Genomic DNA, 26,673 nt, shown 5'->3' on the forward strand with positions numbered 1-26,673 from the left:
AATTTCAGCTTCTGGTACTTGTTTTATTTCTCTGTTAATTCTTTCTGAACTCAAGAAGCTCAAGTCCTTCATTGTGTTCGAGAACCTGATTGATAACCCACTCACTGGAGAACAGAAGTAGCGGATTCCCCTTCATATCCTTAACCTTCTTAACATCATTTACACGCTTAAGCTTTGTAAGGTCTGTGGACGGATCCTTCACCCATCTGATATAGTTATATGGTATCGGCTCAAGCCTTATCTCACAGCCGTACTCATTCTCAAGTCTGTACTTAAGCACGTCAAACTGAAGAACACCAACAACTCCCACGATTATCTCTGAAAGTCCTGCCGTGTACTCCTGGAATATCTGGATGGCACCCTCCTGGGCTATCTGGGTAACACCCTTTACGAACTGCTTTCTCTTCATGGTGTTTAACTGAACAACCCTGCAGAAGTGCTCCGGGGCAAATGTAGGTATGCCTTCATACTCGAACTTCTTGCCTGCTGTTATAGTATCTCCGATGGAGAAAAGCTCCGGATCAAACACACCTATAACGTCACCTGCATAGGCTGTGCTCACTATCTTTCTGTCCTGTGCCATTATCTGCTGAGGCTGTGACAGCTTAAGCTTTCTCTTGCTGGCACAATGGTACACATCCATGCCCGCCTCAAACTTACCTGAACATATCCTCATAAACGCTATCCTGTCCCTGTGTGCCTTATTCATATTTGCCTGTATCTTAAATACAAATGCCGAGAATTCCTCAGAAGCAGGATCTATGATACCCTCATTTGAATTTCTTCCAAGAGGTGGTGTTGTCATCTTAAGGAAGTAATTAAGGAACTGCTCTATACCGAAGGTATTAAGGGCTGAACCGAAGAATACAGGTGAAAGCTCTCCTGCTCTTACCTTATCAAGATCAAGTTCATCAGTGGCGCCATCAATAAGCTCTATCTCCTCGTTGAACTGATCGTAGAGATATGGTCCCACAAGCTCCTTTAACGCTTCATCATTTATATCATAGTCGGTCTCTGCTGCCTTTTTGGCTCCACCTGTGGATATAGCCTGGAACGTGGAGACTACTTTCGTCTTTCTGTCATATACGCCCTTGAAATCCTTTCCTGAACCTATAGGCCAGTTCATAGGGCATGTTCTTATGCCAAGCACACTCTCAATATCATCTAAGAGTTCAAATGTATCTCTGGCATCCCTGTCCATCTTATTTATAAATGTAAATATAGGGATATGTCTCATTACACATACCTTAAACAGCTTTATGGTCTGTGCCTCAACACCCTTTGAAGCGTCAATTACCATGACCGCAGAATCTGCCGCCATAAGGGTTCTGTATGTATCCTCTGAGAAATCCTGATGTCCCGGTGTGTCAAGGATATTTATACAATATCCGTCATAATTAAACTGCAGTACCGATGAAGTAACCGAGATACCTCTCTCCTTCTCAATATCCATCCAGTCTGATACCGCATACTTTGAATTGGCTTTACCTTTGACTGATCCTGCTGTATTTATGGCTCCTCCGAACAGGAGGAACTTCTCTGTCAGAGTTGTCTTACCTGCATCCGGGTGGGATATGATCGCAAATGTTCTTCTTCTGTTTATCTCATCAATCAAGTTTTTGTCTGCCATTTTTTAACTTCTCCTTATTCTTCTGTGCCCACAGCATCAGTGATTGTATATTTACCGACATCTTCTCAAGCTCCGTAAGAACCGCATCAAACTGCATTATCTCACTTTCATCAACCATCCCATCCTCTGTGATATCTATGAGCTTTGTGGTAATATCCTCCATCTTCTGGGAAGAACCCAGAAACTGTAATATAAGCCTGTCAAGACTGTCCGCATTGATCGGTTTCACTGTTACAATACCTACCGGACAGTCTCCCGAACAATATATATTACATAATTCAGGGTAATCATATGCCTTTGACATGGCAAGAACCTCTTCCGGATAAGGAACCACTGTTCCAAGCTCTATCCTGGATAATCTGGTTCTGTCTATATTAAGTATCTCTGCCGCCTTCTCTCTGCTTGTGAGAGCAGGGTTACTGCGGGAAGCATTATATCTTGCAATATAATATCTATTGTTAAGTGCTTTTGTTGCTTTTTTACTCATTCGTCATCCCCTCTTATTGAACAACAACCCATTAAAATTTGCTGTTTGGCATCGCCACTTCACACAATCTTTGATCTTTCTTAATCTCAAAGTGTCAACAATTGATAATATCACATATTTACTGATTTTTAAAGATGTATTTATCCAAGCCATACATATTTACATGGGTTATGTATTTAATACTTTACAACCTTGCAATCCTTTATATCCTTTACGTTGGAACAGGCTGCCACACAGTAATCTGCGCAATCAGTTATCACCTTGATTTCATTGAAATACAATCCCTTCTTCTCAAGCTTTCCAAGCTCCAGAACCTCATATACAGTCTTTGAAGTAAAGTCCAGTCCTGTTCCTTTATATTTTAAATAGGCTTCCTTCCTGGTCCATTCTCTCGTAAAGAAAGCATTTGCAGCGCTGACATTCTGATTCTTTAATGCCTTATATATGGCAAATTCTTCCGGAGCCAGGATCCGGTCTGCCATTCTGTCGCCATGCCCCTTTACCATCTCCACATCAATACCGCAGGAAGCCATGGTCTCGGGATCATTATTCGTCTTGTTATCGTGATACACAAGAGCAACCATGGTTCCGCTATGGCTTATGTTGTACTCAAGAAACGGCAGCTCCTTTATCCTTGGCTTTCCATATTCTCCTGTGACATAGGTTACATCCTTCTCATCTATACCATATTTTTCTATAACCTCCGCAAGTAACAGTGTGGCACCAAGACTCAATGCCCTGTCTTGAAGGAACCTGTAATTTTCTATTTTATTTCTTCTGTATGGAGATAGTCCCGACAGATATCTTTTTATCACATCTTCATCAAGGAATTTCTCCACATTATAAACCTGTATCTCCATGCAAACCTCTCCAAAAAAACAACCTCACCTGTAGGTTATTCTATGGTAAACCTTTGACAACCTTACATCTGATGTCTGGTTTCACTCACTCCATCATATTATCATACACTTAACAAAGGGCGCAACCATTCAGGTCACGCCCTCTTAAAATCATTTATTTCCTATACAACATATACATGTCATACATATCATGATCCGGCAGCACGAGTCACGCCATTTTTTCTAGATTTCATATCATCCTACATATCCCTGTTACAATTCTATAAGCATTAAACGGATACAAGCTCATTGAATTTTTTTCGCATATCAACATTTCTCTCATCAATATGCAGTCCCTTGTATCCCACAGTGAACTCGTATGCCATCTGAAGCTCCTCTATACAGTCCATCATGGCAAGTGGGACACCGACTATCATATCGTCTATGGATATCTCGATCTCACCCGGATTCAGGGTTATGGCATCTGTCTTCTCATTGTAAGGCTCAGAAACCAGAATATCCTTAACTGCTTCACTGAAATACGGCATTGTATTAGGAACCGAAATATATTTTCTTCTAGGTAATGCTTCCTCTGCCTTACCCTTAAGAACACACAGCTGCTCCTCTGCCTTTATATCATCCACAAACGCTTCGGCAGCCAATCTCATAACATTATTTCTTCTGTCATTCTTAGGTGAACCGAACATTACGTTAAGATCCTGCTCCACAAGTCTCTTCTCCGAGAAAGCAACCGATAACATCTTCTCCGGTCCGAATGCACCTATACCGCCGAAGAAATCCCTGTACAGCTTCTCAAGGGCATCCTTAACAGGAACAACCTTGTTGTTGTCGATATTCGTCTCATTGTCCAGAAGAAATCTTACAATACCATTTCTGAAATCTGCTATCCTTTTTTCTGATATATAGTCAGACGGCAGGAAGTTATGGTGGCTTGCCCTCTTAAGAAGGTTGTTTACCGCACTCTTGCCTATGTTAGACAGATCCTCTATAGAATTATTAAGATCCTCACCGAACTGGGAGAATATCTCGTCAAGTCTCTCGGCTCTCTCTGAAAGCCATCTCACCGTATCTCCGAGAACATCCTGGGAATTCAACTCATCCATGATCTTATTTCTCTCCTGGGAAAGAATGTGCTTTATACATGCATCATAGTAGCCATTCTCTGTTTCCCTCTTGGCTGATGGGAATGTAAAAAATCTCTTGGCAACTATGGTATGTATGGACTCTATGATCCTCTCATACTCAGATGACGGCTCATACTTCTCAAGCTTATCGGAGAGCTTTCTTATCTCCGGTATCATACCCTGCTTTCCGTCTCCCGGGCCAAACCCCTTGGCACCTATAAGCTCTATTGCCGCAAATGGTCCCTTCTCCAGCATACATTTCTTTATCACGCCGTCAAGATTTGACCATATCTTGTTCTTAATCGATTTTACCATCTTAGGAAGCTCGGCTTCCATCTTATCAAGATCCTTCATCATATCCTGAAGAAGGGTATCCTGTCTCTTCTTTATCATCTTATATACAGGCTTCTGAAAACGTCCAAACTGCACAAGTCCCGACACATTAAGGGAAATCTCTGCTCCCGCAGGCTCATCCAGAAATCTATCCAACTCACTCACTGCATTTCTGAAGGATTCCATCTGTCTGTCATCGGAAAATACGGATCTGTTGATCTCCTTAAATGCCTCGACAAATACCTCATGCTCACAGATATTCTCCATTTCCTTAATAGGTATCCTGTAGTCAGCCTCACTCGGAACCTTATAGAAACAATTTCCACCGGCAATATCCGCCTTGTCTGCGTTATTTATCTTCCATGTACTTATGGTCCTGATCTCATTATCAAAGAACACATCTCTTAAAAGACGTCTCTCACCATACTTATCCGGTGTACCGATATATTTGTTGGACGCCAGCTTATACAGATACTTGGCTGTGTCTCTGTACACAAAGCCGTCAGGGATGTATCCCTGGCTATCACGCTTGCCTGATACCAGCATACAGGCGTCAAATATATTATCTCTTATGGCAAATCTGTGTGTGGTGCTCTGGAACACATATGAATCCTCTGTCTCTGAAAGGTTCATATAGTGGTCTATCTCCTTTAAGGTTGCATAGGCATTAGCCTTCATAATCTGCATTTTCTCAGTATTATCATATATGGCTCTTATTCCGAACAGCACGTCCGGCATCATGAGACATGCTCCTATCCTGACGTTGTTCCATCTCATCTTCTTGGAATATGCCCGCAAATTATATGTAAGATCTGAAAGTATACCGCTTCCTGTTCCTCCACCAAGACCTGTAACTATAATCACATCAAGGTATCCCACTTTAACCTTGTTCCTTGCCTCCTCAAGTTTATCAAAAAGAAGCATGCTCATATCCTCATAAGCATTAGAGAACATGAGACGGCCTATCTGTCTGTTACCACCGGTTCCTCTTGGGGTGATGGTTATTGATGGAAAATCCGATGCCATCCAGCTTGCAAGGTTTGGATGAACCGGATTATTGTCGATACCGTTTGCCAGTAAGTTTTCTGCATTAGGTCTGTATATACTGCACACCTCCATGGCATTGAAGCCAAGATGCTCCTTGCTGTCCTTTATGGTTGCTTCCATGGCCGGTATATCAGAATCCACCATAAGAAAGCTTATATTGTCCTCAGGTGTTATATTGTCAACCAGCATGCCCTTAAGGTTTAATACGGTCTTACTTCCCACACCGCCTAAACCGATGACCAGAAGGTTTCCGTTGTATCTGCCCTCATGGCTGACCTTCCCAAATATTCTTACATCCTTGAGTTTGCTGAATTCTTCTTTTTGAGTATCAATAAGTATCATACAATCTCCCTCCAGAACACTTACGTCTGATAAAAATACTTCCCCCGGAACAAAACGATCATATAAACCACAAAATATTGCATATATGATAACTTGCCCTACATAACCTAGATTACCATTATTTTATGTCATTTTCAACAAAAATCATAAATCTTTTTATAAGATATGTTGTATTTTTCAAAAAAACGCAAAGTTCATTTGTAGAAAATGTATTATCTCAATAATTTCTTGATTTTTGCACTAAAATAAACTAAACTTTTATAAGATGCTTCTATAGCAAATATATATTTACGAGGTAGATTAAAATGAGTGCAAATGAAATGAAGCCTATCAAAGAAGGCAAAGTACGTGAAATCTATGACAACGGAGACAGCCTGATCATGGTTGCAACAGATCGTATAAGCTGTTTTGATGTGATCCTTAAGAACATCATAAGCAAGAAGGGTACAGTTCTTACACAGATGTCTAAGTTCTGGTTTGATCTTACATCAGATATACTTCCTAATCACATGATTTCCGCAGATGTTAAGGATATGCCTGAATTCTTCCAGCAGGAGAAGTTTGACGGAAACAGTATGATGTGCAGGAAACTCAATATGCTTCCTATAGAGTGTATAGTTCGTGGATATATTACCGGCTCAGGCTGGGCAAGCTATAAGGAGTGCGGAAAGGTATGCGGAATCGAACTTCCTGCAGGTCTTAAGGAGTCAGATAAGCTTCCTGAGCCTATATATACCCCTTCAACAAAGGCTGAGATAGGTGATCATGATGAGAACATCTCCTTCGAGCAGAGTGTTGATCACCTGGAGAAAGCGTTCCCTGGTAAGGGTCTTGAGTATGCTACCAAGTTAAAGGACTACACCATCGCCCTTTACAAGAAGTGTGCAGATTACGCTTTAAGCCGCGGCATCATAATCGCAGATACAAAGTTTGAGTTCGGTCTTGATGAGGATGGCAACATCGTTCTGGGAGATGAAATGCTCACACCTGACAGCTCACGTTTCTGGCCTGCTGAAGGTTATGAACCTGGACATGGTCAGCCTTCATTCGACAAGCAGTTTGCCCGCGACTGGTTAAAGGCTAACCCTGACAACAACTGGGAGCTTCCGCAGGACATTGTTGACAAGACCATCGCCAAGTACTTACAGGCTTACGAGTTACTTACAGGCAAGAAGTTAGAGGCTTAATTTTAAAAGCTTAGTTTTATGATTTTAATTTATAAAGCCTGATATTTTATATATGCTGCGCATTTAAATAATATGCATGGCAGGAAACATGAAAAAGAGCTCCACCCTCTTTCATATGCACCGGATATTCCGGACATACATTATTGGGTGAAGCTCTTTTTATGCCATAAATTTAAAATTCATGATAAAAGTTTTCAGACCTGTCGGCAAAAACGCAGGAGCTTGATATATCTCATGCATTATCTTATGCATTGTACTTTGCTATAACCTCTTCATTTGCCTTCATGGCAGCCTCTTCCATTGCCTTTCTCTCTTCAAGAAGCTTCGCTCTTACCGCCTCATACTTTGTTCCGATTATCTGGAGAGCAAGGTATGCTGCATTCTTGCTGCCATTTATGGCAACTGTTGCAACAGGTATTCCTGAAGGCATCTGTACTATTGAAAGAAGTGCGTCCATACCGTCAAGGTTAGATCCTGCAATAGGCACTCCGATAACAGGAAGCACTGTCTGTGAAGCAACAACTCCAGGAAGTGCTGCCGCCATACCTGCAGCTGTGATGATAACCTCTGTACCGTCGTTATTTGCCTCTTCTATGAACTTCGAAAGTCCTGCATGGGCTCTATGGGCAGAAAGACATCTCACATTAACCTCAACACCATAGTCTTTTAAAATACCGATTGCCGGTTCAACCTTTGGAAGATCACTTGTAGATCCCATAATAATAGCTACTTTCATATTCTTACATCCTTTCTCTGGAAACACCAGTCCACTTTTTTTATGTCATAAGTTATAAAACACCTCTTATGATTTACTTTAACATTACCTGATCCTTCTCAACTCTTAACTTTCCGCAGCTCCTTAAGAAGCTTGACATCTTGCTGTAGCCGTACTTCTTAACACTGAAACTGCTGTACTCATCCTTGAGCATGGTATTGAGCATACCTATATTCATCCTCTTACCCTTTGAACGGGCTAACTGATTACAGACATACTTCTCTATATCTTCTTTCTTAAGTTCTATCCTTGTCTTCTCAAGATAGATCTGTCTTCCGGAATTAACAAGCTCAAAGCCATCAAGGCCATCCTGTATAAGTGTGGTAAGCTTTGAATATCCATAGTTTCTTACATCAAAATCAGGATATTTGTTCTGAAGCTTGCTTCCTATCTCTCCGATATGGGTCTTCTTGCCTCTGTCATCATTCTCATCAATGATCGAATAAATAGTCTGCTTGATATCCCTGAGACTCGTAAGCTCCGCCTCATCGGAATCAGCACTCTTATAATCCTCTCCCTCATCAGAATTGTAATCTCTGTCAAGAAGATCAAGTCTCTTAAAGTTAGTACAGGCACTGACAAATGCCTTGGGAGTCTTCATCTCTCCCATTCCTATAACTTCCTTGCCTGCCTCCCTGAGCCTCACTGCAAGGCTTGTGAAATCACTGTCCGATGACACAAGACAAAAGCCATCCAGATTGCCCTTATAAAGAAGATCCATGGCATCTATTATCATAATAGAATCCGTAGCATTCTTGCCGGTGGTATAGGCGAACTGCTGTACCGGCTGTATGGAATATGTAAGAAGACAATCCTTTGTCCATCCGTTAGTATTCTTGGACCAGTCTCCGTATATCTTTCTTACGGTAGTATATCCTACCCTGCTAAGCTCATCAAATATTATTGCCACATACTTGGCAGACACATTGTCAGAATCTATAAGCAATGCATATTTCTTAGTCACTTCATTTATGTCACTCATTTGCTCATCCCCCTGTTAAACGCGGCAGAGCCTGCGTGCTTTATATTTTCACCTGACTATAATAACATATAGCAGCCGCTTATTCCAGTGATTAAATTTTTACTGTATATTCACATTAAATTTTCACTGTATATTCACATTGAGATTTTGGTATATATCACAAATCTGCCTGTCCCTGTTCCTCATTCACATTCTCTGCCTTTACTTTTCCCGCCGGAAGCTGGGCGATAATTATAGCTGCAAATATCAGTACACAGCCCACAGTCTCCCTCACTGTCAAAAACTGCTTAAGTATCACAACTCCCGCCAGCACCGAGAACACTGACTCAAGGCTCATTAGCATTGACGCTACCGTTGGATTTATACCATTCTGCCCTACTATCTGCAAGGTATAGCCGACTCCTGATGACATGACACCGGCATAGAGAATGGCGATCCATGCATCAGCATCTGCAAATAAGGTTAGCCACTCACTTATCCCTGAAATACTGTGTCCCATATCGAATATGAACATAGGGATAATGCCCACGATACCGCAGGTAAAAAACTGTATACAGGACATCCTCACCCCGTCAACCAACGGGGAGAAATGATCTATTATAAGTATGTGAAATGAGAACAAAACCGCACACAAAAGGGTCATAAGGTCTGAGGTCTCAAAGCTTATACTTCCGTTCATACACAGGAAATACAAGCCCACCACAGCAATCACCACGCCTATCCATATATTAAAACCACATTTCTTCTTGAGGAAAAGTCCGAATACCGGAACCAGCAGTATGTAACAGGCGGTTAAAAAACCTGCTTTTCCCGGCTCCGTACCCATGGTTATTCCTATCTGCTGAGCTGTACTTGCAAGAAACAATGCCAATCCACAACATATACCTCCGGTTACAAGAGTTTTCTTTTCCTGACTCGTAGCCGGCTTCTTACTTCCGTATCCAAGGGCGTCCAAAAGCTTTATTACCGGCAGCAGTACTATACCTGCAATTATTGATCTTATACAGTTAAATGACAGTGCCCCTACTGCATCTCCTCCCTTGCTCTGGGCCACAAAGGCAACGCCCCATATAAGTGCCGTAAGCACCAGTAATAAGCTGTTTCTTATCTTCATAGATCTGCTGATCATACCTGTACCTCTTCTACACCTTATAAAAAATGCCATGCACCCACCAAAGTAAATGCATGGCATAATATTATCTGTTTTTTATCTGTCTGTCAATTTAAGCAGTCTGCTTCTTATTCTTACCCACAAGTGTCTGGATACCTTCAACTACAAGAACGATTGAAAGGATAATAAGAAGGATGGCAAGGATAGCCTGTGCGTATGCACCCCAGTCTGCTCCACCTGCTGATATTACCTTAAACTGGTTCTTGATCGTGATGCCTAACGAACCGATAGTAACGACCATCATGAATGCCATAGGGATAAGGAACATCTTATTATTCTTACCGATGTTGCCAAGCCATGTGGCAACTGCAAGAAGACCAAGAGCCGCAAGAAGCTGGTTAGCTGCTCCGAAGAGTCCCCAGATCTTGTCCCATCCGTTAAGTCCAAGGGCAATACCAAGTACAACAGTAAGGATTGTTGCGAAGTAAGGATTTACAAGAACCTTCTTAACACCACTCTGTACATCCTTAGCTGTCTGTCCAGGCTCAAGCCAGAACTCCTGGAACATAAATCTTGCAAGTCTTGTTGCTGTATCAAGTGATGTAAGACAAAATGCTGAATATGTAAGGATAAGCAGTGTATTGATTATTGAAACAACACTCTCTGACGCACCGGCAAATCCGAACATCTTTGAGATACCGCCTGCAAATATAGCTGTTGCACCTGCTGTAATACCATTCTTATAAGCAAAGTTAATAGCACAGATAGTGATTACAGCAAGTACACACTCAAGAAGCATACTACCGTAAGCTATAGGCTTTGCGTCCTTTTCCTTATCAAGCTGCTTTGATGTAGTACCTGACGAAACCAGTGAATGGAAACCTGATATGGCACCACAGGCAACTGTTGTGAACAATACTGGGAACATATACTGTGTTCCGTTTGCTGTATCAACGGCAAAACCGCCGAACGCCTTAAGTCCGTCTGCACCGCCAAGATCAACATGGCTCACAATAACACCTATAAAGGCAACTACAAGCATTGCGTAAAGAAGGAATGAGCTTAAGTAATCTCTTGGCTGGAGAAGGATCCATACAGGAGTAACTGAAGCTACGGCAATATATACACCGACAACGATCATCCACGCATTTACTGACATGTAAAGTGGATGGAAGTTAAGTCCGATCACCATACAGATAGCGATGGCAACTACACCGAGGATTGTTGATATAAGCATTGGTGTGTGTCTTCTGTATACAAGGAAACCAAAGATTATAGCTATTACTATGAATAACATTGAAACCATTGCTACAGAAGCATTTGACTCGGTTGCCACCTGATTTACCGTTCCGTCCGTATTAATTACCTTACCGAAGGTGGTAGCAACGATAGAAGCAAATGCTGCAACAACAAGGATAAGTGTAAGGTAAGCAAATATAATGAAAAGTCTCTTTGCTCTCTTACTCATGTTTACTGAGATGATCTCTCCTATTGACTGTCCCTTATGACGAAGGGAAGCAAAAAGAGCGCCCATATCATGTACCCCACCAAAGAAAATTCCTCCGATGAGTACCCATAAGGTTACAGGGATCCAGCCGAATATAGCTGCCCCGATAGGTCCGGTTATAGGTCCGGCTCCCGCAATGGATGAAAAATGATGTCCCATAAGCACAGGTGCCTTAGCAGGAACATAATCCACACCATCTTCAAGTTCATGGGCAGGTGTCGGCTTATCACCTTCGCCAAGTCCCCACTGCTTACACAGCCATCCACCATAGAAAATATAGCCGGCAACCAGTATAGCAATACAAATTAATAAAAGTACCAGTGAATTCATATTATTGAATCTCCTCTCATGTTTTTTATTTAATCTGCCAGGTACCATAACAATCACGACCAAGCTGAATGAGCTTTTAATGAGCTTTTGATCATCTTCCACGCTCCATCTTCAGACTGTTTTGATAGCTGCCAGGTTAATTCATCATTGTGTCTTTAAAACCTTTCTGACACTTTTGACGCACGATCTTCCCTCCCTGTTAGAACACATTGCGGCCGTCTCAGCGTTCACCATAAGAACCCTGTAATTAAGCCAACCGTGAAATCCCCATTTAAAGCTTTTGTAGAATTTACTCTTCTTTACAAGCGTTGCCATATCATCATTATAGGAATCGCATATTATCATCATGGTAACATAGGTATACATATGTCCCGGTCCCACATTCATACGCTCCATTCCATCGGTGATGGTACGCTCCATTATCTTTTTATACCAGTCTTCATCCGGCTTTTCCTTCTCAAATACATACAAGAATTCCTCGCAGTCCGCCGACCACAGCTCAGCCTTCTTAGACATCACATACTTCTCCGAATGTTCAAAGTACTCACATACAGCCACCAGAGAATGCTCATCCTCTTCGACCCTTGTTATGTTATAGCTGGATATAAAGCTCTTTAAAAGCTTATTTACAATTTCATTTCTAGTTGACATAACTTTTCCTTTTTACTGAAGTATCATGAAAAATTCCATTTTCAGGCATAAAAAAACCGGCTTCAGCACACTTATGCATACTCTGTATACATGATGAAGCACTGAAACCAGTATATGATTATATTATATCATTTTCCATGATTTATTTTATTATTTGTCATGATGTTTTTTAACATTTTTCGACATTTGCGTCAGATATGCCCAGAATACCACTATCCTTCCGTATATCTGGAAAGGAACTGTCTTGTACGCTCTTCCTTAGGATTATTGATAACCTCCTTAGGATCTCCCGCCTCAACAACATATCCGTCATCCATGAATATAACCTGGTCGGCTACGTCTCTGGCAAATGCCATCTCATGGGTAACTATGATCATTGTGGTATTATTCTCAGCCAGGTTCCTTATAACCTTGAGCACCTCACCGGTAAGCTCAGGATCCAGGGCTGATGTAGGCTCATCAAAACATAATATATCAGGCTTCATAACAAGTGCTCTGGCTATGGCAACTCTCTGCTGCTGTCCACCGGACAACTGATGAGGATAATGATCCATCCTCTCCTGGAGTCCCATCTTAGTAAGAGCTTCAATACTGTCCTCTCTTATCTGCTGATATATTTCCTTTTTTCTCGCCTTAAAATCTGGCTCCTCCTTGGCAAGCATCTGTCTCGCCAGCATTACATTTTCAAGGGCCGTATACTGCGGGAACAGGTTAAAGGACTGGAATACCATTCCAAAATGCAGACGTTTACGTCTCAGCTCCTTTTCATTTCTCTTATAAGGTACACTTCCGTCGAACAATGTCTCACCATTTACAATTATGGTTCCGTGATCGGGCTTCTCAAGAAAGTTGAGACACCTGAGAAGTGTTGTCTTTCCGGAACCTGACGAACCAATTATGGCAAGGGCATTTCCCTGCTCCAGCGAAAAGCTTACATCCTTTAAAACCTTGGTGCTGCCAAAGTGCTTTTCTATATTATTTACTTCAAGAATAGCCATCTGTGTCACTCCTCTGTCTAATACGATAATCTACTTAAAATATGCCAGTTTCTTCTCAATGTAATTGAATAACAGTGTAAGTATTCCAACAAATAACAGATAGAACACACCTGTGTAGAACAACGGCCATGTGATACCTGCCGACTTCATATATGAGAAGCCTGCAAATGTCAGCTCATAGGCTGCGATTATCCTTGCCAGCGATGTATCCTTTACAAGGGTGATTATCTCGTTACTCATCGGCGGAACAACACGTTTGATCATCTGAAGCAATGTCACCTTGAAGAATATCTGTGTTTTGGTCATGCCAAGCACCTCTCCCGCCTCACGCTGTCCCACAGGAACTCCCTCTATTCCACCACGGAATATTACAGAGAAATAACATGCATAGTTGATGGAAAAGGCAACTACTGTAGCAGTTATTCTTCCTGCTTCGTCTCCCGACCAGAGATTATGTGAAAGCCACAGTCCCGGGCCATAAAAAATTATAATAAGCTGCAGCATAAGCGGTGTACCACGGATTATCCAGATTATAACCTGTAGTAAAAACTTAAGGGGCTTAAACTTACTCATACTTCCAAAGGCAAGGATAAGACCAAGCGGCAGTGCAAACACAAGTGTCAATATGAAAATCTCAAATGTTGTCGCAAGTCCCTCTAACAACTGGGCTGTTACTGACCAAAACATTACTAATCCTCCAGTATCTCTAACAAACTATATCTAAATCCTGATTAATTTGACTTAACAACTACAACCTGCGCATTGTTGCAGTATGCATTTGTACATTCCATTGATGATGTAACTTCATTTGTAAGTGTCATACCATTCCATACAACATCAATATTCTTTGAATTTAACTCCATAAGCTTTGTATCCCAGTCGATAACAACAAACTTAACCTCAACACCAAGCTTCTCTGCAACGAGCTTGGCCATATCTGCGTCAAATCCAATCCACTCACCGTTCTCCTCGTAATCCATAGGAGCGAAATCAGTAATACCTACGATAAGTGAACCCTTTGACTTGATGTATGCCACATCTCCGTCAGCAGCCTCTGTGAAATCACTCTTTGACTGCTCAAGAAGAGCTTCCTGAACGCCATACTTTGAAGCGATATCCTTCATTGTTCCGTCGGCATATGCCTCACCGAACACACTGTTGATATATGCTGCAAGATCTGAACCCTTTCTGCAGCCTACTCCGTACTCTTCTGTTGTAAGCTCATCTGTATGGATAAGATCAGGATAGCTTGTACCCTCACCGATCATGGCACCTGCCATAAGAAGATCGATTATGGCAGCGTCACTTGTTCCTGCCTGAACCTCCATAAGTGCGTCAGCCTGTGAATTAACAGCATTTGTCTTATAACCCTTCTCATTTGCTGCTTCCTCGCCTGCTGAACCTGCTTCAACAGCATATACCTTCTCACTGTCTGCCTTCTTGTCATCTGCCTTTGAACCGCAGCCTGCAAGGCCAAGGCACATAGCAGCAGCTAATAATATTACACCAAATTTCTTCATATTAAAATCCTCTCTTCCTTATTATAGTATTTTCCGGGGCACGCCTCGGACTTTGCAATTCTACCATAGTAGCACGCTAAAGTAAAGCCATTGGCAGCATAGTTTTAAGAAAAAAAGCATTTTTAGGTGCCACATATGTATTTTCAGTGGATTATTGTAATAAAAGAGTATATAATTAACACGCTTATGCTGTTAATTTTTTATTCTTATGTACATAGGAGAAATATAAATGAGTTCATCACAACTTAAAAATATTATTACAAAAAATTCTTCCCAAGTGGACAGCAGCCACCCTCCCATAGCCAGATCCGAGGATGGTTCCATAGTCAGTGTTGTTTATGCTGAACTTCCTGATGAACAAGTTCTGGTCATGGAATTTGAACTGGATCCTGACGACAAGGTTCAGGCAGAGAAGGTTGCAGCCTTCCTTAAGGCTGAGAAGGAACGAAATTCTGCTGCTACTGCCGAGCCTGAGCCGGACAACGAACCGACAGACATATCAGATGCTCCGGTTCATGTACCGATTTCTGAGAAGAGACATAAAACTTCCGGAACAGACACACAGCCCCAAGCGGGAAAGGATGATCATCGCCACGAAAAAGCCAGTCATCAAGCGGTTATAAATGATCAGCACACACAAAAAAACAGCCATCAAGCGGTTATAAATGATCAGCAACGCAAAAAGGTCAACCACACCAAATATGGCCATCAAAATAAAGGCAATGTAAATAATCAGCACGCCCAAATCCATCATGCAGGGAGCCATGATACTAAAAAGCAGCCTACCGTCATGCCGAAATTACTGGCATGGATCGTCGCCATCATAATCTGCTCACTACTGGGACTTTTCATATACTGGCGTTTAAAGATCTTCACAAATGATGTACAGACAGGAACCCTCCCACCATCGGACAGTTCCGATGTTGATAATGATGTTCCCGACAGTCTCCCTGCCATATCTGATCTTGTAGACAATGTTTTGTCGGATGGTGGAAGCTCATACTATATGCCTGACATTAGGCCTCACTGTGTAAGCAGCACAGATCCTTCCAATTATGTATCTTACACAGATGTAAATGTGGATGGTGTAACACTTGACAGCGTTTCGGATTACAAGCCTAAGGCTGAGATAAGCTTCAACAAGGGAAGCAATTATACCAATATCGATGGTATCGTCACTTTCAGGGGAAATAACTACAGAAACGACCCTACCTATGGTTGTGCCAACATGTCCTCATTCAAACTTGAGAGAGAATGGTCTGTAACAACCGGCGGGCTTACTTCAGGGGACTCAACCTGGACAGGCAGCGGTTGGACTGGTCAGCCTCTTATAATGAAATGGCCGTCGTCAGTTAGGCAACACATGAACATGTATGACTGGGCAAAAGAAAAAGATGACCTGGTAGAAGTTATATATGCATGTATGGACGGAAATATATACTTTATCGATCTGGAGACCGGTGAACTCACAAGAGACACCATGTCACTGGGATATACCTTCAAGGGTTCTGGAGCCCTTGATCCGAGAGGATATCCTATATTATATGTAGGTGCAGGCTACAACAGTAACAAGGGTGTTGCAAGAGTATTTGTGGTAAATCTCTTAGATTGCAGTGTAATGTATGAATTTGGTAATTCAGATTCATTCTCACTGAGAGACTCCTTAAGCTTCTTTGACTCCTCTGCTTTAGTAGATGCTGCAACGGACACGCTTATATATCCCGGGGAAAATGGTATATTATATCTCATAAACCTGGGGACAAAATATGATGAGGAAAAGGGCACACTGTCGATCAATCCTAATAATATAGTCAAATGGCGTTACCTGACCAAGCGAAGCAGCACTCAGTACTGGCTTGGTATGGAAGACAGTTGTGTAGTGTATAAGGGATATCTTTATATAATGGATAACGGAGGTCACTTCTTCTGTCTTGACCTTAATACCTTAGAGCTTGTATGGGTTCAGGACAGCCTTGATGACTCTAACTCCACTCCTGTTCTCTCAGTTGAGGGTGACAAGGTATATCTGTATGCCAGCACCTCCTTCCATCAGGGCTGGCGAAGCTCAAGTACGGCACCTGTACCAATATGGAAGGTAGACGCAGAGACCGGTGAGATAATCTGGCAGACTGAGTATACGTGTTACTCCCAGGAAGGAGTATCAGGCGGTGTTCAATCTACTATAGCCGTAGGTCGTGAAAGCCTCTCGGATTATATATATGTAACAGTTTCAAAAACCGGTGGACCTTACGACGGAGTACTTGCCTGTCTGTCCAAGAAGGATGGAAAGGTCATGTGGGAACATGTAGCAGCATATGCCTGGTCATCGCCTGTATGTGTATACAATTCCGATGGAACAGGACGAGTATTATACGCCTCAAGCGGCGGTAAGCTTTATATGTTAGATGGTCTTACCGGTGAAACAAATGACACCATAGAGTTAAGCACCGGATGTATAGAAGCATCTCCTGCCGTATACAACAGCACCCTGGTCATAGGAACCAGATCATGTACAATCCAAGGTATCAAACTTAAATAACAGTCTATAATCTTTGGATTTTATCAACCTAAAAAAGACTGTGATGTAAATTGCCTCACAGTCTTTTTTACTACATGTCATAACTAATATGTTGTAAGCAGCGTATTCCTTTCAGGGAATAAAAGTTGTCCGTAGTTTATGGCTGCCATTGCTTCACATTTAAGTGCTACCGGAACTTCCACTCTCTCAAGATTCTGGCATCCATGAAATGCCAGTTCATTAATATATTTAACTGAAGAAGGAATCTTAATGCTTCTTATATGACTATGCATATTAATGAATATAGACTTTATTCCCTCAACACCGTCAGGTATGGTAATATCCACATCTGTTCCAAAGTAATCATATACACAATTATTTACAATTACATATTCATTTTTGTCTTTCAGTGCCTTGCATCCTGTAAACGCTCCATCTCCGATACTTTCTATAGTATCCGGTATTTCTATGTCTGTAAGACTTCTGCAATTCACAAATGCCGTATCCTCAATCTTTCTGATATTGGCAGACATATGCACTTTCTTCAACATACGGCAATCTGCAAATGCTCCATCCCCTATTTCTGTAACGCTGTCAGGTATAACTACACTGGTAATCATAACCCTGGTATCGCAAAATGCAGAATCACATATCCTGACTACACCTGATGGTATAACAACATCTGAATTGTCACCATCATAGTAATACAATACATTTCTGACAATTACAAAACCATCGTCATCTGCCATTCCTGTACAGTAATTAAAAGCCCCCTTGCCAATCTTCGTCACACTGTCAGGTATGGATACCTCACCAATATTTCTGCACTCAAAGAATGCCAGTTCCCCAATCTCCTTAACCCCATCAGGAATAACAACCTTCTTCTCCTCCGAACTACAATCATACCCAATCAGCTTTCCGTCTTCAATTCTCATACACATTTTTGTTCCTCCCTTTTTATAAATTTCCGATTCGATGTTCTTCGTCAAAATATAACAATATTAATTTTTGTCTAAAAGAACTTCAAATTATTTTTTAACATTATTTTTGACGAGAGCACTTTAGCATTTTGCAAAACATTTTTCAATATTTTTGGGGCAATTTAACATGAACGGCATGTATTTGGCATAAACGACATGTTTTTTTATATTTTTGGACAAAAAAAGAGGTCATTAGACCTCAATTTTTTAGATATCTGATTACAAATTCTACACTTTTCTCACTATTTTCATCACAGTTATAGACCTTAATATAGCCGTTATCTTCATCAATTATGGCCTTTGCCAGTGCAAGTCCTATGCCCACACTGTCACTGTCTGCATGCTTTCCACGGTAAAATCTTTCAAACAAATGAAGCATATCACTCTCATCCACAGGCTCTCCATCATTCGAAATATTTATCTGGCTGTAGGTTTCACTGCTTTCATAATATACATCCACCCTGGACTCAGCATGCTCTATGGCATTCTTAATGATATTTGTCACAGCCTCAGTCTGCCATATAGGATCACAGGTCATGGAAAGATCTTCTCCGTGACTCACCTTAAGCTCTATCCCTTTAAGATCCGCCAGTGCTTCAACATTGGATACAGCCTTGTCAATAATGCTTTCCAAAGGCACCGTTTTTCTTATATATTTTATGGTGTCTGCCTCGAATCTGGACAGCTTCAATATATTCTGCACAAGAAAGCTTATGTTCTTAACATCCCTCTTGGCATTCCTTATAAGCTTCTTTCTATCCTCATCACTTATATCCGGATTATCACTCATATTGTCAAGATTAATCATAACAGAGGTTATAGGTGTCTTAAGCTGATGAGATATGTCTGACAGCGCATCCTTAAGCAGCTTCTTCTCTTCCTTTGAATGCTCTGCTGCCTCCTTAAGCATTATCATGGTCTTATACACCTCGTTCTTAAGTATGGACAGCTCATCCTCCGAGTTATTATCTATCTTAAGTACGTAATTGCCCCGGTTTATATTGGATATATACTCCGCGATCTCCGCAATGTCATTACGTCTTTTACAATTGTATATGGAAGAAACCAGCACCACCGCCAATATGATAAATGCGATACAGCCTACCTGTATTATCAGGTATTTCTCAAAGTACCTGTCATTTTCCACTATAACACTGTCCCTGCTTATATCTATGCCGTATCTGCTGAAGAATTTCTCATCTACGGCAGTGTTCCGGTCATTTATTATGGTCATAAGCTCCCCCGGACTTATGTCAGGATACCTGTCAGCCACCAGACTGCAGATACTGCCAATCCTGCTGTTATAGTTAGACATGTATGTCTTATACATCCGGACGTCCATATATATAAGAACCAGAACGCCTATAACCGACACCAGGATCACTCCTGTTATCTTTCTTTTATGATTTAACGATTTCAATGTATTTCCTCTCCCTGTCTGACCTTTGACATCAACAGTCTATCCTGTAGCCGACTCCCTTTATGGTCTTGATAATGTCAGTTCCAAGCTTGTCTTTTATACGCTTCATATACACTGTGACAGTATGATCGTACACGTCATTTCCCGTTGCCTCCCATATAAGGTCTATCACATCACTTCTCTTCACCGCCTTGTTATGATTGGCAAATAAAAGATTCACGATCTTGAGCTCAAGGCTTGAGAACTGTATCTTCTCTCCGTTCTTAAGAGCCTCCATCTTGTCCAGATCATAACTGATATCCTGTACCCTCAGAAGTGACTTTTGCTCTGTCCGCCTGAGTATCCTGTTTACCCTTGCCATAAGCTCCCTTGTTGAAAATGGCTTGGTGATATAATCCTCGGCACCCATATCCAGTCCCTTGACTATATCCTCCTCTTCATCCTTTGCCGTCAGGAAGATAGTAGGTATCTTCTTTCCTGCGATCCTGTTCTTATAAAGATCAAAGCCATTGCCGTCAGGAAGATTTATATCTAACAGTATAAGACCTGCACTCCCGCTATCCACGAGAGTGTAGGCCTCTGCCATTGTCGGTGCAACCTTAAGAACATAGCCTGCAGCTTCAAAGGCGAACTGCAATGCCTGATAAATGCTCTGATTGTCTTCTATCAATAATATTTCCGCCATAATACCTCCACGCCATGAGCCTGTGTATTATACATTCTCATTTTTTATGGTTTCTATTATATTCTTTCCGTTGATCTTTGTCATTGATAATTTCATGATGATCATCAACAATGCAAATACTACCACAACACTTATTACTGCCGGTATGATCGGAGGATTAAATGCAAATTCTATAACACCATTCATAAGTATCTTATATATTCCGTAGGATACCAGAAATCCCATAGGAATTGCTATTATAAGCGCCTTTCCTCCAACAAATATACATTCAAGTCTTATCATCCGGTTAAATTCCTTGTTTGTCATACCGATACTTCTAAGGGTTGCGAATTCTCTTGCGCGAAGCTGCATACTGGTATTTAAGGTATTGATTATATTGGTAACGCCGATGAGGGCGATTACTGTAATAAGTCCGTAGGTAAATATTGCGATCAATGTGAACATAGAATTCATGCTCTTTTCACTTGCATCAACATTGTCCATGTTGTAATCGTCACTTGTACAACCAAGTCCGTTCATCATCTTCTCTATGTTATCCTGAAGGAGATCTGCATTATCAGATACCATATATATTCCATGGCTCACTAACTTTTCATCAGCAAAATCAAGCTCGTTCCAGGTTTTGTTGTTTATCACAAATATAGCCGCTCCGCTTGAATTCTTCCAGCCTAACGGTCTCTCCTTTGTGATTGCACATATTCCAAGATCAAGGGTGTTGGTTCCTGCCTTCTCTCCGTAGTATTCTCCAAAATCTATATTGATGGAATCGCCTGCCTTTACTTTGAAGTACTCACCTTCAACCTTTTTCATCTTGTTGTCAACTTCCACGATCTCTATCTTATTATTTATGAGTATTGCCTTTCCGTCGACTTCCTGCTCTGTAAGCCCAAGAGACTTAATATACTTACTGTAGTTTTCATCATCTATTGCAAGTATATACACCCTATCATTTCCATCATCTGTTGCAAGTACATTCACGTTATCTTCATTTACAGTTCCATAATAATACTTACATTTATCGATTTCCTGTATATTGTCAAGTTTTTCAACCATGGATTCAGGATCTCCGTCTACATTCTTTGGAGTATAATAAAGACTTACATTGTAATCCCTATCTCCATAGGCAACCTTAGTGGTCTTAAAAGCAAGGGATGTGAAGGATGAGATTGCTATAAATGCAACAGTACATATGATTATGGCCAGTGCTACGGTACGATATTTCCTCTTGTTTCTCTTTATGGCCTTATGGGCGACAACTCCACCCACACCAAATAACTTCTTTACCATCTTTGATGTCTTAAGCTTCTTATTGTTCTTGATCTCAGCCTGATTTCTTATGGCAGATACCGGCGATATCTTTGTAGCCTTCCTGGCACTTCCGTTTGCAGAGAAAAATATGGTTATGCAGCCAAGTAATGCAGCAAGCACTATTGCCCAGACAGAGAAGTTATAAACTACAACTGTATTTAACATACCATCAAGTAAGGTGTTACATATCTTAACAAGGATAAATGAAGCCAGACAGCCAAGTGCTACACCTCCAGGAATCCCCACTAAACCGAGAAGGAAGCCTTCATAAAGCACACTGCCTCTTATCTGCTTTCTGGTGGCACCTACACTTATCAACATTCCATACTGCTTAACCTTCTCTGTAACTGATATCTCAAAGCTGTTCTTAATACAGCATACGGATGTTATTATGATAATAATCATAACCGCTGCCGCCAGTTCATATACAGCCTTAAATGTGTCACTTATAGGCCATACGGATTCGTACTCTATAAGCCAGATATTTGTCTCTACATCCATGCCCGTAGCTTCATACTGCTTACAGTACTCTTTAAAATCCTCCTCTGATGGTTCAGTGCCGTCCCCAAACATAATCTCCTTATAAAGGTTCTCATCAACCTCCATAATACCTGCGATCACACTGTCTCTGTGTCTTAACGCCTTAGAAGTCAGTCTTACATATACTGTTGACGCCTTCTCCATATCATCACAGTAAGTGTAACATGTATATCCCGGGAACTCATAATCCTCAACATTATATCCCGGTCTCTCCATGATACCAACAATGGTATAGGTCTTAGTCTGGGTATCCTCTATATGCTCATCCTCTGTCAACGGATTACTCTGTTTAAAATGGAACTCCGGATCCTGCTCTGTATCGGTTACACGGGTTCCAAGATTCAGAGTCACCGTATCTCCTACCTTGAGATCAACTCTTCCATTTGTCCTAAGGTGTCTTGGTATGACCAGCTCATCATCCTTCTCCGGAAGACGCCCTTCCACCATATTAGGATTTAAAGTACTGAATCCCTCCTTGTTGGTGCCTGCCACATATAGATAGGGCTTTGATTCATTTGCAATACCATCATATTCAGCAAATCCTTCCTCTGACACCAATGCCGTCTTCTCAAAGTTTCTGTTATCCAGGAATTTATCCATATTATCTTCATTGACATTCCTGAAGATGTAGTGGTAATCTCCACCTACGTCCTTCTGAAAGTTAATGAGACTCTGTCTGAAACACAATACCATAACAGACACGGTAGTAAGTAATGCAACAGCCAGGATAACACCTACCATAGTAACAACTGTTCTCTTTTTATTAAGCTTCATGCTGCTTCTTGTCAATCGTTTTAACAGCTTCATTGCTATCTGCCTCCATTCTTTAATACATGATTCAAAAATACATGATCCACAAATATGCTATGCACACAGATCATTATCACTTGATCCTTCCGTCTTCAATAGTTATTATCCTGTCTGCACACTTAGCTATCTCAAGATTATGAGTGATCATAACTATTGTCTGGTTGTACTCTCTGTTGGATTTTCTAAGCAGCTCCACTATCTCATTGCTGGATTTTGAATCAAGATTTCCTGTAGGCTCATCTGCAAGAATAAGTGCCGGTCTGGTTATTAACGCCCTTCCTATGGAAGTTCTCTGCTGCTGTCCTCCTGACAGCTCATTTGGAAGGTGTTTTCTTCTCTTGGTAAGACCTAAGAGCTTAAGGATGTCATCAAGCTCTCCGTCCTCCACCTTTCTTCCGTCAAGCTCCATTGGAAGTGTTATGTTCTCTTCCACGTTAAGGGTAGGAAGCAGATTATAGAACTGGTAGATTATACCTATCTGTCTCCTTCTGAATATAGCCAGCTTATCATTATTTAACTGGAAGATATCTGTATCGTTTATCATGACTCTTCCTGATGTAGGTCTGTCAACTCCACCCATAAGATGAAGAAGTGTTGACTTGCCTGATCCACTGGCACCTACGATCGCCACGAATTCTCCCTTTTCTATGGAAAGAGATACATTGTCCAGAGCCTTGACCTCTGTACTTCCCTTTCCGTATACCTTTGATAAATTTTCTACTTTTACGATTTTCATATAAAAAACCTCCCTGTAAATTTGGTCATTATGTTTTCTCTGTTATAGGCTTACAAGCAGAGTATACACATTCCAAAGTTACAGGAAGGTTACTTTAAATATTTTTTATATAATTATATTTATTTTTACTATTACTTATCCCGCAGGCATAAACTAATGATATAAGCTGCCGGTTAATGCCATGTTCCATGCACTATGATATATAACATGAATTAAACATGTAAAACTGAATACAATTAATAATAAGACCTGCTTTTGCGTCACTATAACAAAAGTAGAGCAGCAACCCCATTGCCTACGGCAATGGGGTTGCTGCGACGTAACGATGTCACAGACATCATTACAATAAATAAAACAGGACACCATACTGTGCCCAACATCTAAGGAGTAACACAATGAAAAATATCAGAAGATCCATAATAATATGTGCCGTACTGGTAATGGTAACAGGCACCCTTATGCATTTCGCATATGATTTTTTCGGCAACAACAGACTTGTCGGCATGATCGCCCCCGTAAATGAATCCACCTGGGAACACATGAAGCTTATATTCTTTCCGGGACTTATAGCCCAGATATTACTCTACTATATGTATAAAAACACCTATCCACACATTTCATATATCCTGTCCTTAGGAACCCTGGCAGGCACCTTAAGTATCCCTGTTATGTTCTACACATATAAAGGTGTCCTGGGATATGGTGTCCAGTGGATCGATATAACAATATTTTTTATAGCTGTAATCCTATGCTATCTTATTATATTTAGGAAATACTCCTGCCACATGCCGGACTGGATAGGTTATATACTCCTATTCCTTATGTTCACCATGATACTAATGTTCTTTATATTCACCTATAATCCTCCGAAGCTTGGGATATTTGCAGATCCACTGGCACAATAATACCGATGCCGGAAATTGAAACATCAGACAACAATATATGTCATCCCCTTAACGATCCGATTGACATATATTGCACAACAGGGGCGGGGCTATGTATATATCATAGTCCCGCCCTTAACTTTCTTAAATCAATATATATATTACTTACACAATATATCACATAAGCTTTCTGAACATTTCCTCAAACTGCTCTAAGCTTGCAGGTCTTGGATTTCCCGGAGCACATGCGTCTGCAGCAGCGGACTCGCAAAGGAATGGAAGATCCTCTTCTTTGAGCTTCTCAAGCTTTGTAGGAATACCTACATCTATAGACAACTGTTGAACTGCGTCTATTGCAGCCTGTCTGTAGGTCTCCTGATCCATTCCGGTTGTATCTACGCCAAATGCTTCAGCGATAGCCTTATACTTCTCTCCGGTATATTCCTTATTGAACTCCATTACTATAGGCAACATCATGGCACATGCCACACCATGAGGTGTGTCATATACAGCTCCAAGAGTATGAGCCATTGAATGGGCAATTCCAAGTCCTACGTTGGAATATGCCATAGCTGTTACATACTGGGCAAGAGCCATGCCCTCTCTACCGTCAGGATCGTTATCTACAGCCTTCCTGAGGTTAGCTGCAATAAGCTTGATAGCCTCAAGATCAAGACAATCTGAAAGCTCCCAGGCAGCAGCTGTTGTGTAGCCCTCTATGGCATGTGTAAGAGCGTCCATACCTGTTGAAGCTGTAAGTCCCTTAGGCATTGATGACATCATATCCGGGTCAACAACTGCCACATCCGGTATATCATTAGGATCAACACATACGAACTTACGCTTCTTCTCTACATCTGTAATAACATAATTAATTGTGGACTCCGCACCTGTACCACCTGTAGTAGGTACTGCTATGGTAAATACTGTTCTCTTCTTAGTTGGTGCAACACCCTCAAGAGAACGTACATCTGAAAATTCCGGATTATTGATAATAATACCTATCGCCTTACCGGTATCCATTGATGATCCACCGCCTATGGTGATCATGAAGTCTGCCCCTGAAGCCTTATATGCTTCTACACCGTGCAATACATTCTCAATAGTCGGATTAGGCTTAATGTCTGAATAAAGCTCGTAATCAATGCCGTTGTCCTTCAGAAGATCCGTAACCTTTGCTGTAACTCCAAACTTCACCAGGTCAGGATCAGAGGCTACAAATGCCTTCTTAAATCCCTTTGATGTTACTATACCCGGAATTTCATTGATCGCCCCATGACCATGATAAGAAATTCCATTCAATACAAAACGATTAACTGCCATAATACATTCTCCTTTCACACTTACAATCAAATATGCACACTCCACAGCCAAATTACGATCACCAGGTAGCCCTAAAATAACATAACTTAACAGTCCTTAATTTCATTAATATTTGTCCTGGCGAGCGTTGTTATGTGAATTTTGCACAATTCATTGCCTATTTATGTAAAAATTTTAACATATTCACCAATTTATTACAATAATGGGACTATAAATATTCTATTAAATAATGGGCTTCATAAAAGAGAGACGGAGACATAATAAAAGAGACCTGAGTAACATCAGACCTCTTCCCTGCAGCTAAATTTTATTCTGTACATATTTAAGCTCTCCTCACAGCCTGCCCACTTCATTGCCCGCTCAAATAAATAAAGCCTTGAAAACTCAGTGTTTTCAAGGCTTTAAAACAGGGGATGAGAGAATCGAACTCCCACCAAAGGTTTTGGAGACCCCTATCATACCATTTGACCAATCCCCTATATACAAAATTAAACACTTTCCCAAGTGTTTAATCCTAAACTTAACAGTTCTTTCAGAATTTCATACAAACAGGAAATGCAAGTTTCCAATACTTCAAAGCAATCA

21 protein-coding genes and 1 tRNA gene are annotated in these 26,673 nt (G+C 41.1%); 3 read left to right on the plus strand and 19 right to left on the minus strand.

What is annotated here, in order from left to right:
- Positions 1-34: 34 nt before the first annotated feature.
- The 4 genes from DXB54_RS11400 to DXB54_RS11415 form a co-directional block, all read right to left on the minus strand.
- Complete coding sequence (locus DXB54_RS11400) at positions 35-1,630, minus strand: peptide chain release factor 3 (protein WP_118695241.1); 1,596 nt, start codon at positions 1,628-1,630, stop codon at positions 35-37.
- Positions 1,608-2,117: a helix-turn-helix domain-containing protein gene (locus DXB54_RS11405; RefSeq protein WP_021937441.1), complete on the minus strand. Its 510-nt coding sequence runs from the start codon at positions 2,115-2,117 to the stop codon at positions 1,608-1,610. Before DXB54_RS11405 ends, DXB54_RS11400 begins: the two co-directional genes overlap by 23 nt.
- A 176-nt stretch (positions 2,118-2,293) precedes the next feature.
- Positions 2,294-2,977, minus strand: a complete 684-nt coding sequence (locus tag DXB54_RS11410; RefSeq protein WP_021937442.1) for a 4'-phosphopantetheinyl transferase family protein — start codon at positions 2,975-2,977, stop codon at positions 2,294-2,296.
- Between the two features lie 269 nt (positions 2,978-3,246).
- A complete protein-coding gene (locus tag DXB54_RS11415; RefSeq protein ID WP_118695242.1) occupies positions 3,247-5,823 on the minus strand; it encodes a tubulin-like doman-containing protein in 2,577 nt (858 codons plus the stop codon).
- A 305-nt stretch (positions 5,824-6,128) separates the two neighbouring features.
- On the opposite strand from DXB54_RS11415, the gene DXB54_RS11420 reads away from it, so the two are divergent.
- Complete coding sequence (locus tag DXB54_RS11420; RefSeq protein WP_021937444.1) at positions 6,129-7,010, plus strand: phosphoribosylaminoimidazolesuccinocarboxamide synthase; 882 nt, start codon at positions 6,129-6,131, stop codon at positions 7,008-7,010.
- A 244-nt stretch (positions 7,011-7,254) separates the two neighbouring features.
- On the opposite strand, the gene purE is transcribed toward DXB54_RS11420, so the two are convergent.
- The 8 genes from purE to DXB54_RS11460 all read right to left on the minus strand — a co-directional run bounded on the left by purE (position 7,255) and on the right by DXB54_RS11460 (position 14,884).
- The gene (gene purE, locus DXB54_RS11425; protein ID WP_021937445.1) at positions 7,255-7,746 is read right to left on the minus strand and encodes a 5-(carboxyamino)imidazole ribonucleotide mutase; all 492 of its coding nucleotides are present in this window, start codon (positions 7,744-7,746) and stop codon (positions 7,255-7,257) included.
- A 73-nt stretch (positions 7,747-7,819) separates the two neighbouring features.
- Entirely contained in the window at positions 7,820-8,767 is a 948-nt protein-coding gene (locus tag DXB54_RS11430; protein ID WP_021937446.1) for an NYN domain-containing protein, read from the minus strand.
- Between the two features lie 157 nt (positions 8,768-8,924).
- A complete protein-coding gene (locus DXB54_RS11435; RefSeq protein WP_199708763.1) occupies positions 8,925-9,881 on the minus strand; it encodes a DMT family transporter in 957 nt (318 codons plus the stop codon).
- 109 nt (positions 9,882-9,990) lie between these two features.
- The gene (locus DXB54_RS11440) at positions 9,991-11,715 is read right to left on the minus strand and encodes a carbon starvation CstA family protein (RefSeq protein WP_118695243.1); all 1,725 of its coding nucleotides are present in this window, start codon (positions 11,713-11,715) and stop codon (positions 9,991-9,993) included.
- A gap of 144 nt (positions 11,716-11,859) precedes the next feature.
- On the minus strand, positions 11,860-12,366 hold the full coding sequence (locus DXB54_RS11445; protein WP_021937449.1) for a hypothetical protein: 507 nt from the start codon (positions 12,364-12,366) through the stop codon (positions 11,860-11,862).
- A gap of 212 nt (positions 12,367-12,578) precedes the next feature.
- A complete protein-coding gene (locus tag DXB54_RS11450; protein WP_021937450.1) occupies positions 12,579-13,364 on the minus strand; it encodes an amino acid ABC transporter ATP-binding protein in 786 nt (261 codons plus the stop codon).
- 30 nt (positions 13,365-13,394) lie between these two features.
- A complete protein-coding gene (locus DXB54_RS11455; RefSeq protein ID WP_021937451.1) occupies positions 13,395-14,051 on the minus strand; it encodes an amino acid ABC transporter permease in 657 nt (218 codons plus the stop codon).
- Positions 14,052-14,095: 44 nt separating this feature from the next.
- Complete coding sequence (locus tag DXB54_RS11460; RefSeq protein ID WP_021937452.1) at positions 14,096-14,884, minus strand: transporter substrate-binding domain-containing protein; 789 nt, start codon at positions 14,882-14,884, stop codon at positions 14,096-14,098.
- 229 nt (positions 14,885-15,113) lie between these two features.
- On the opposite strand from DXB54_RS11460, the gene DXB54_RS11465 reads away from it, so the two are divergent.
- Positions 15,114-17,423: an outer membrane protein assembly factor BamB family protein gene (locus DXB54_RS11465; RefSeq protein ID WP_243104800.1), complete on the plus strand. Its 2,310-nt coding sequence runs from the start codon at positions 15,114-15,116 to the stop codon at positions 17,421-17,423.
- A gap of 83 nt (positions 17,424-17,506) precedes the next feature.
- Here the strand turns inward: DXB54_RS11465 and DXB54_RS11470 are convergent, their stop codons facing one another.
- The 5 genes from DXB54_RS11470 to DXB54_RS11490 form a co-directional block, all read right to left on the minus strand.
- Positions 17,507-18,343: a leucine-rich repeat domain-containing protein gene (locus tag DXB54_RS11470; RefSeq protein WP_118695244.1), complete on the minus strand. Its 837-nt coding sequence runs from the start codon at positions 18,341-18,343 to the stop codon at positions 17,507-17,509.
- 238 nt (positions 18,344-18,581) lie between these two features.
- The gene (locus DXB54_RS11475; protein WP_118695245.1) at positions 18,582-19,802 is read right to left on the minus strand and encodes a sensor histidine kinase; all 1,221 of its coding nucleotides are present in this window, start codon (positions 19,800-19,802) and stop codon (positions 18,582-18,584) included.
- Between the two features lie 31 nt (positions 19,803-19,833).
- Complete coding sequence (locus DXB54_RS11480) at positions 19,834-20,487, minus strand: response regulator transcription factor (RefSeq protein WP_021937456.1); 654 nt, start codon at positions 20,485-20,487, stop codon at positions 19,834-19,836.
- A 27-nt stretch (positions 20,488-20,514) separates the two neighbouring features.
- Entirely contained in the window at positions 20,515-23,142 is a 2,628-nt protein-coding gene (locus tag DXB54_RS11485) for an ABC transporter permease (RefSeq protein ID WP_118695246.1), read from the minus strand.
- A 76-nt stretch (positions 23,143-23,218) separates the two neighbouring features.
- Positions 23,219-23,881 (minus strand): ABC transporter ATP-binding protein, encoded by a 663-nt coding sequence (locus tag DXB54_RS11490; RefSeq protein WP_118695247.1) that lies wholly within the window; start codon positions 23,879-23,881, stop codon positions 23,219-23,221.
- 395 nt (positions 23,882-24,276) lie between these two features.
- Here DXB54_RS11490 and DXB54_RS11495 point away from each other — a divergent pair, with 395 nt between their 5' ends.
- Positions 24,277-24,786, plus strand: coding sequence for a DUF6512 family protein (locus DXB54_RS11495; RefSeq protein WP_118695248.1), 510 nt, complete (start codon positions 24,277-24,279; stop codon positions 24,784-24,786).
- A gap of 156 nt (positions 24,787-24,942) precedes the next feature.
- Here DXB54_RS11495 and fucO read toward each other — a convergent pair whose 3' ends face one another.
- A complete protein-coding gene (gene fucO, locus DXB54_RS11500) occupies positions 24,943-26,088 on the minus strand; it encodes a lactaldehyde reductase (protein ID WP_021937460.1) in 1,146 nt (381 codons plus the stop codon).
- A gap of 407 nt (positions 26,089-26,495) precedes the next feature.
- Positions 26,496-26,566 (minus strand) — tRNA-Trp (locus tag DXB54_RS11505).
- Positions 26,567-26,673: the final 107 nt, after the last annotated feature.

Origin of the sequence: Coprococcus sp. OM04-5BH (assembly GCF_003482105.1) — a bacterium.
In the GTDB taxonomy this organism is placed as follows: Bacteria; Bacillota; Clostridia; order Lachnospirales; family Lachnospiraceae; genus Coprococcus.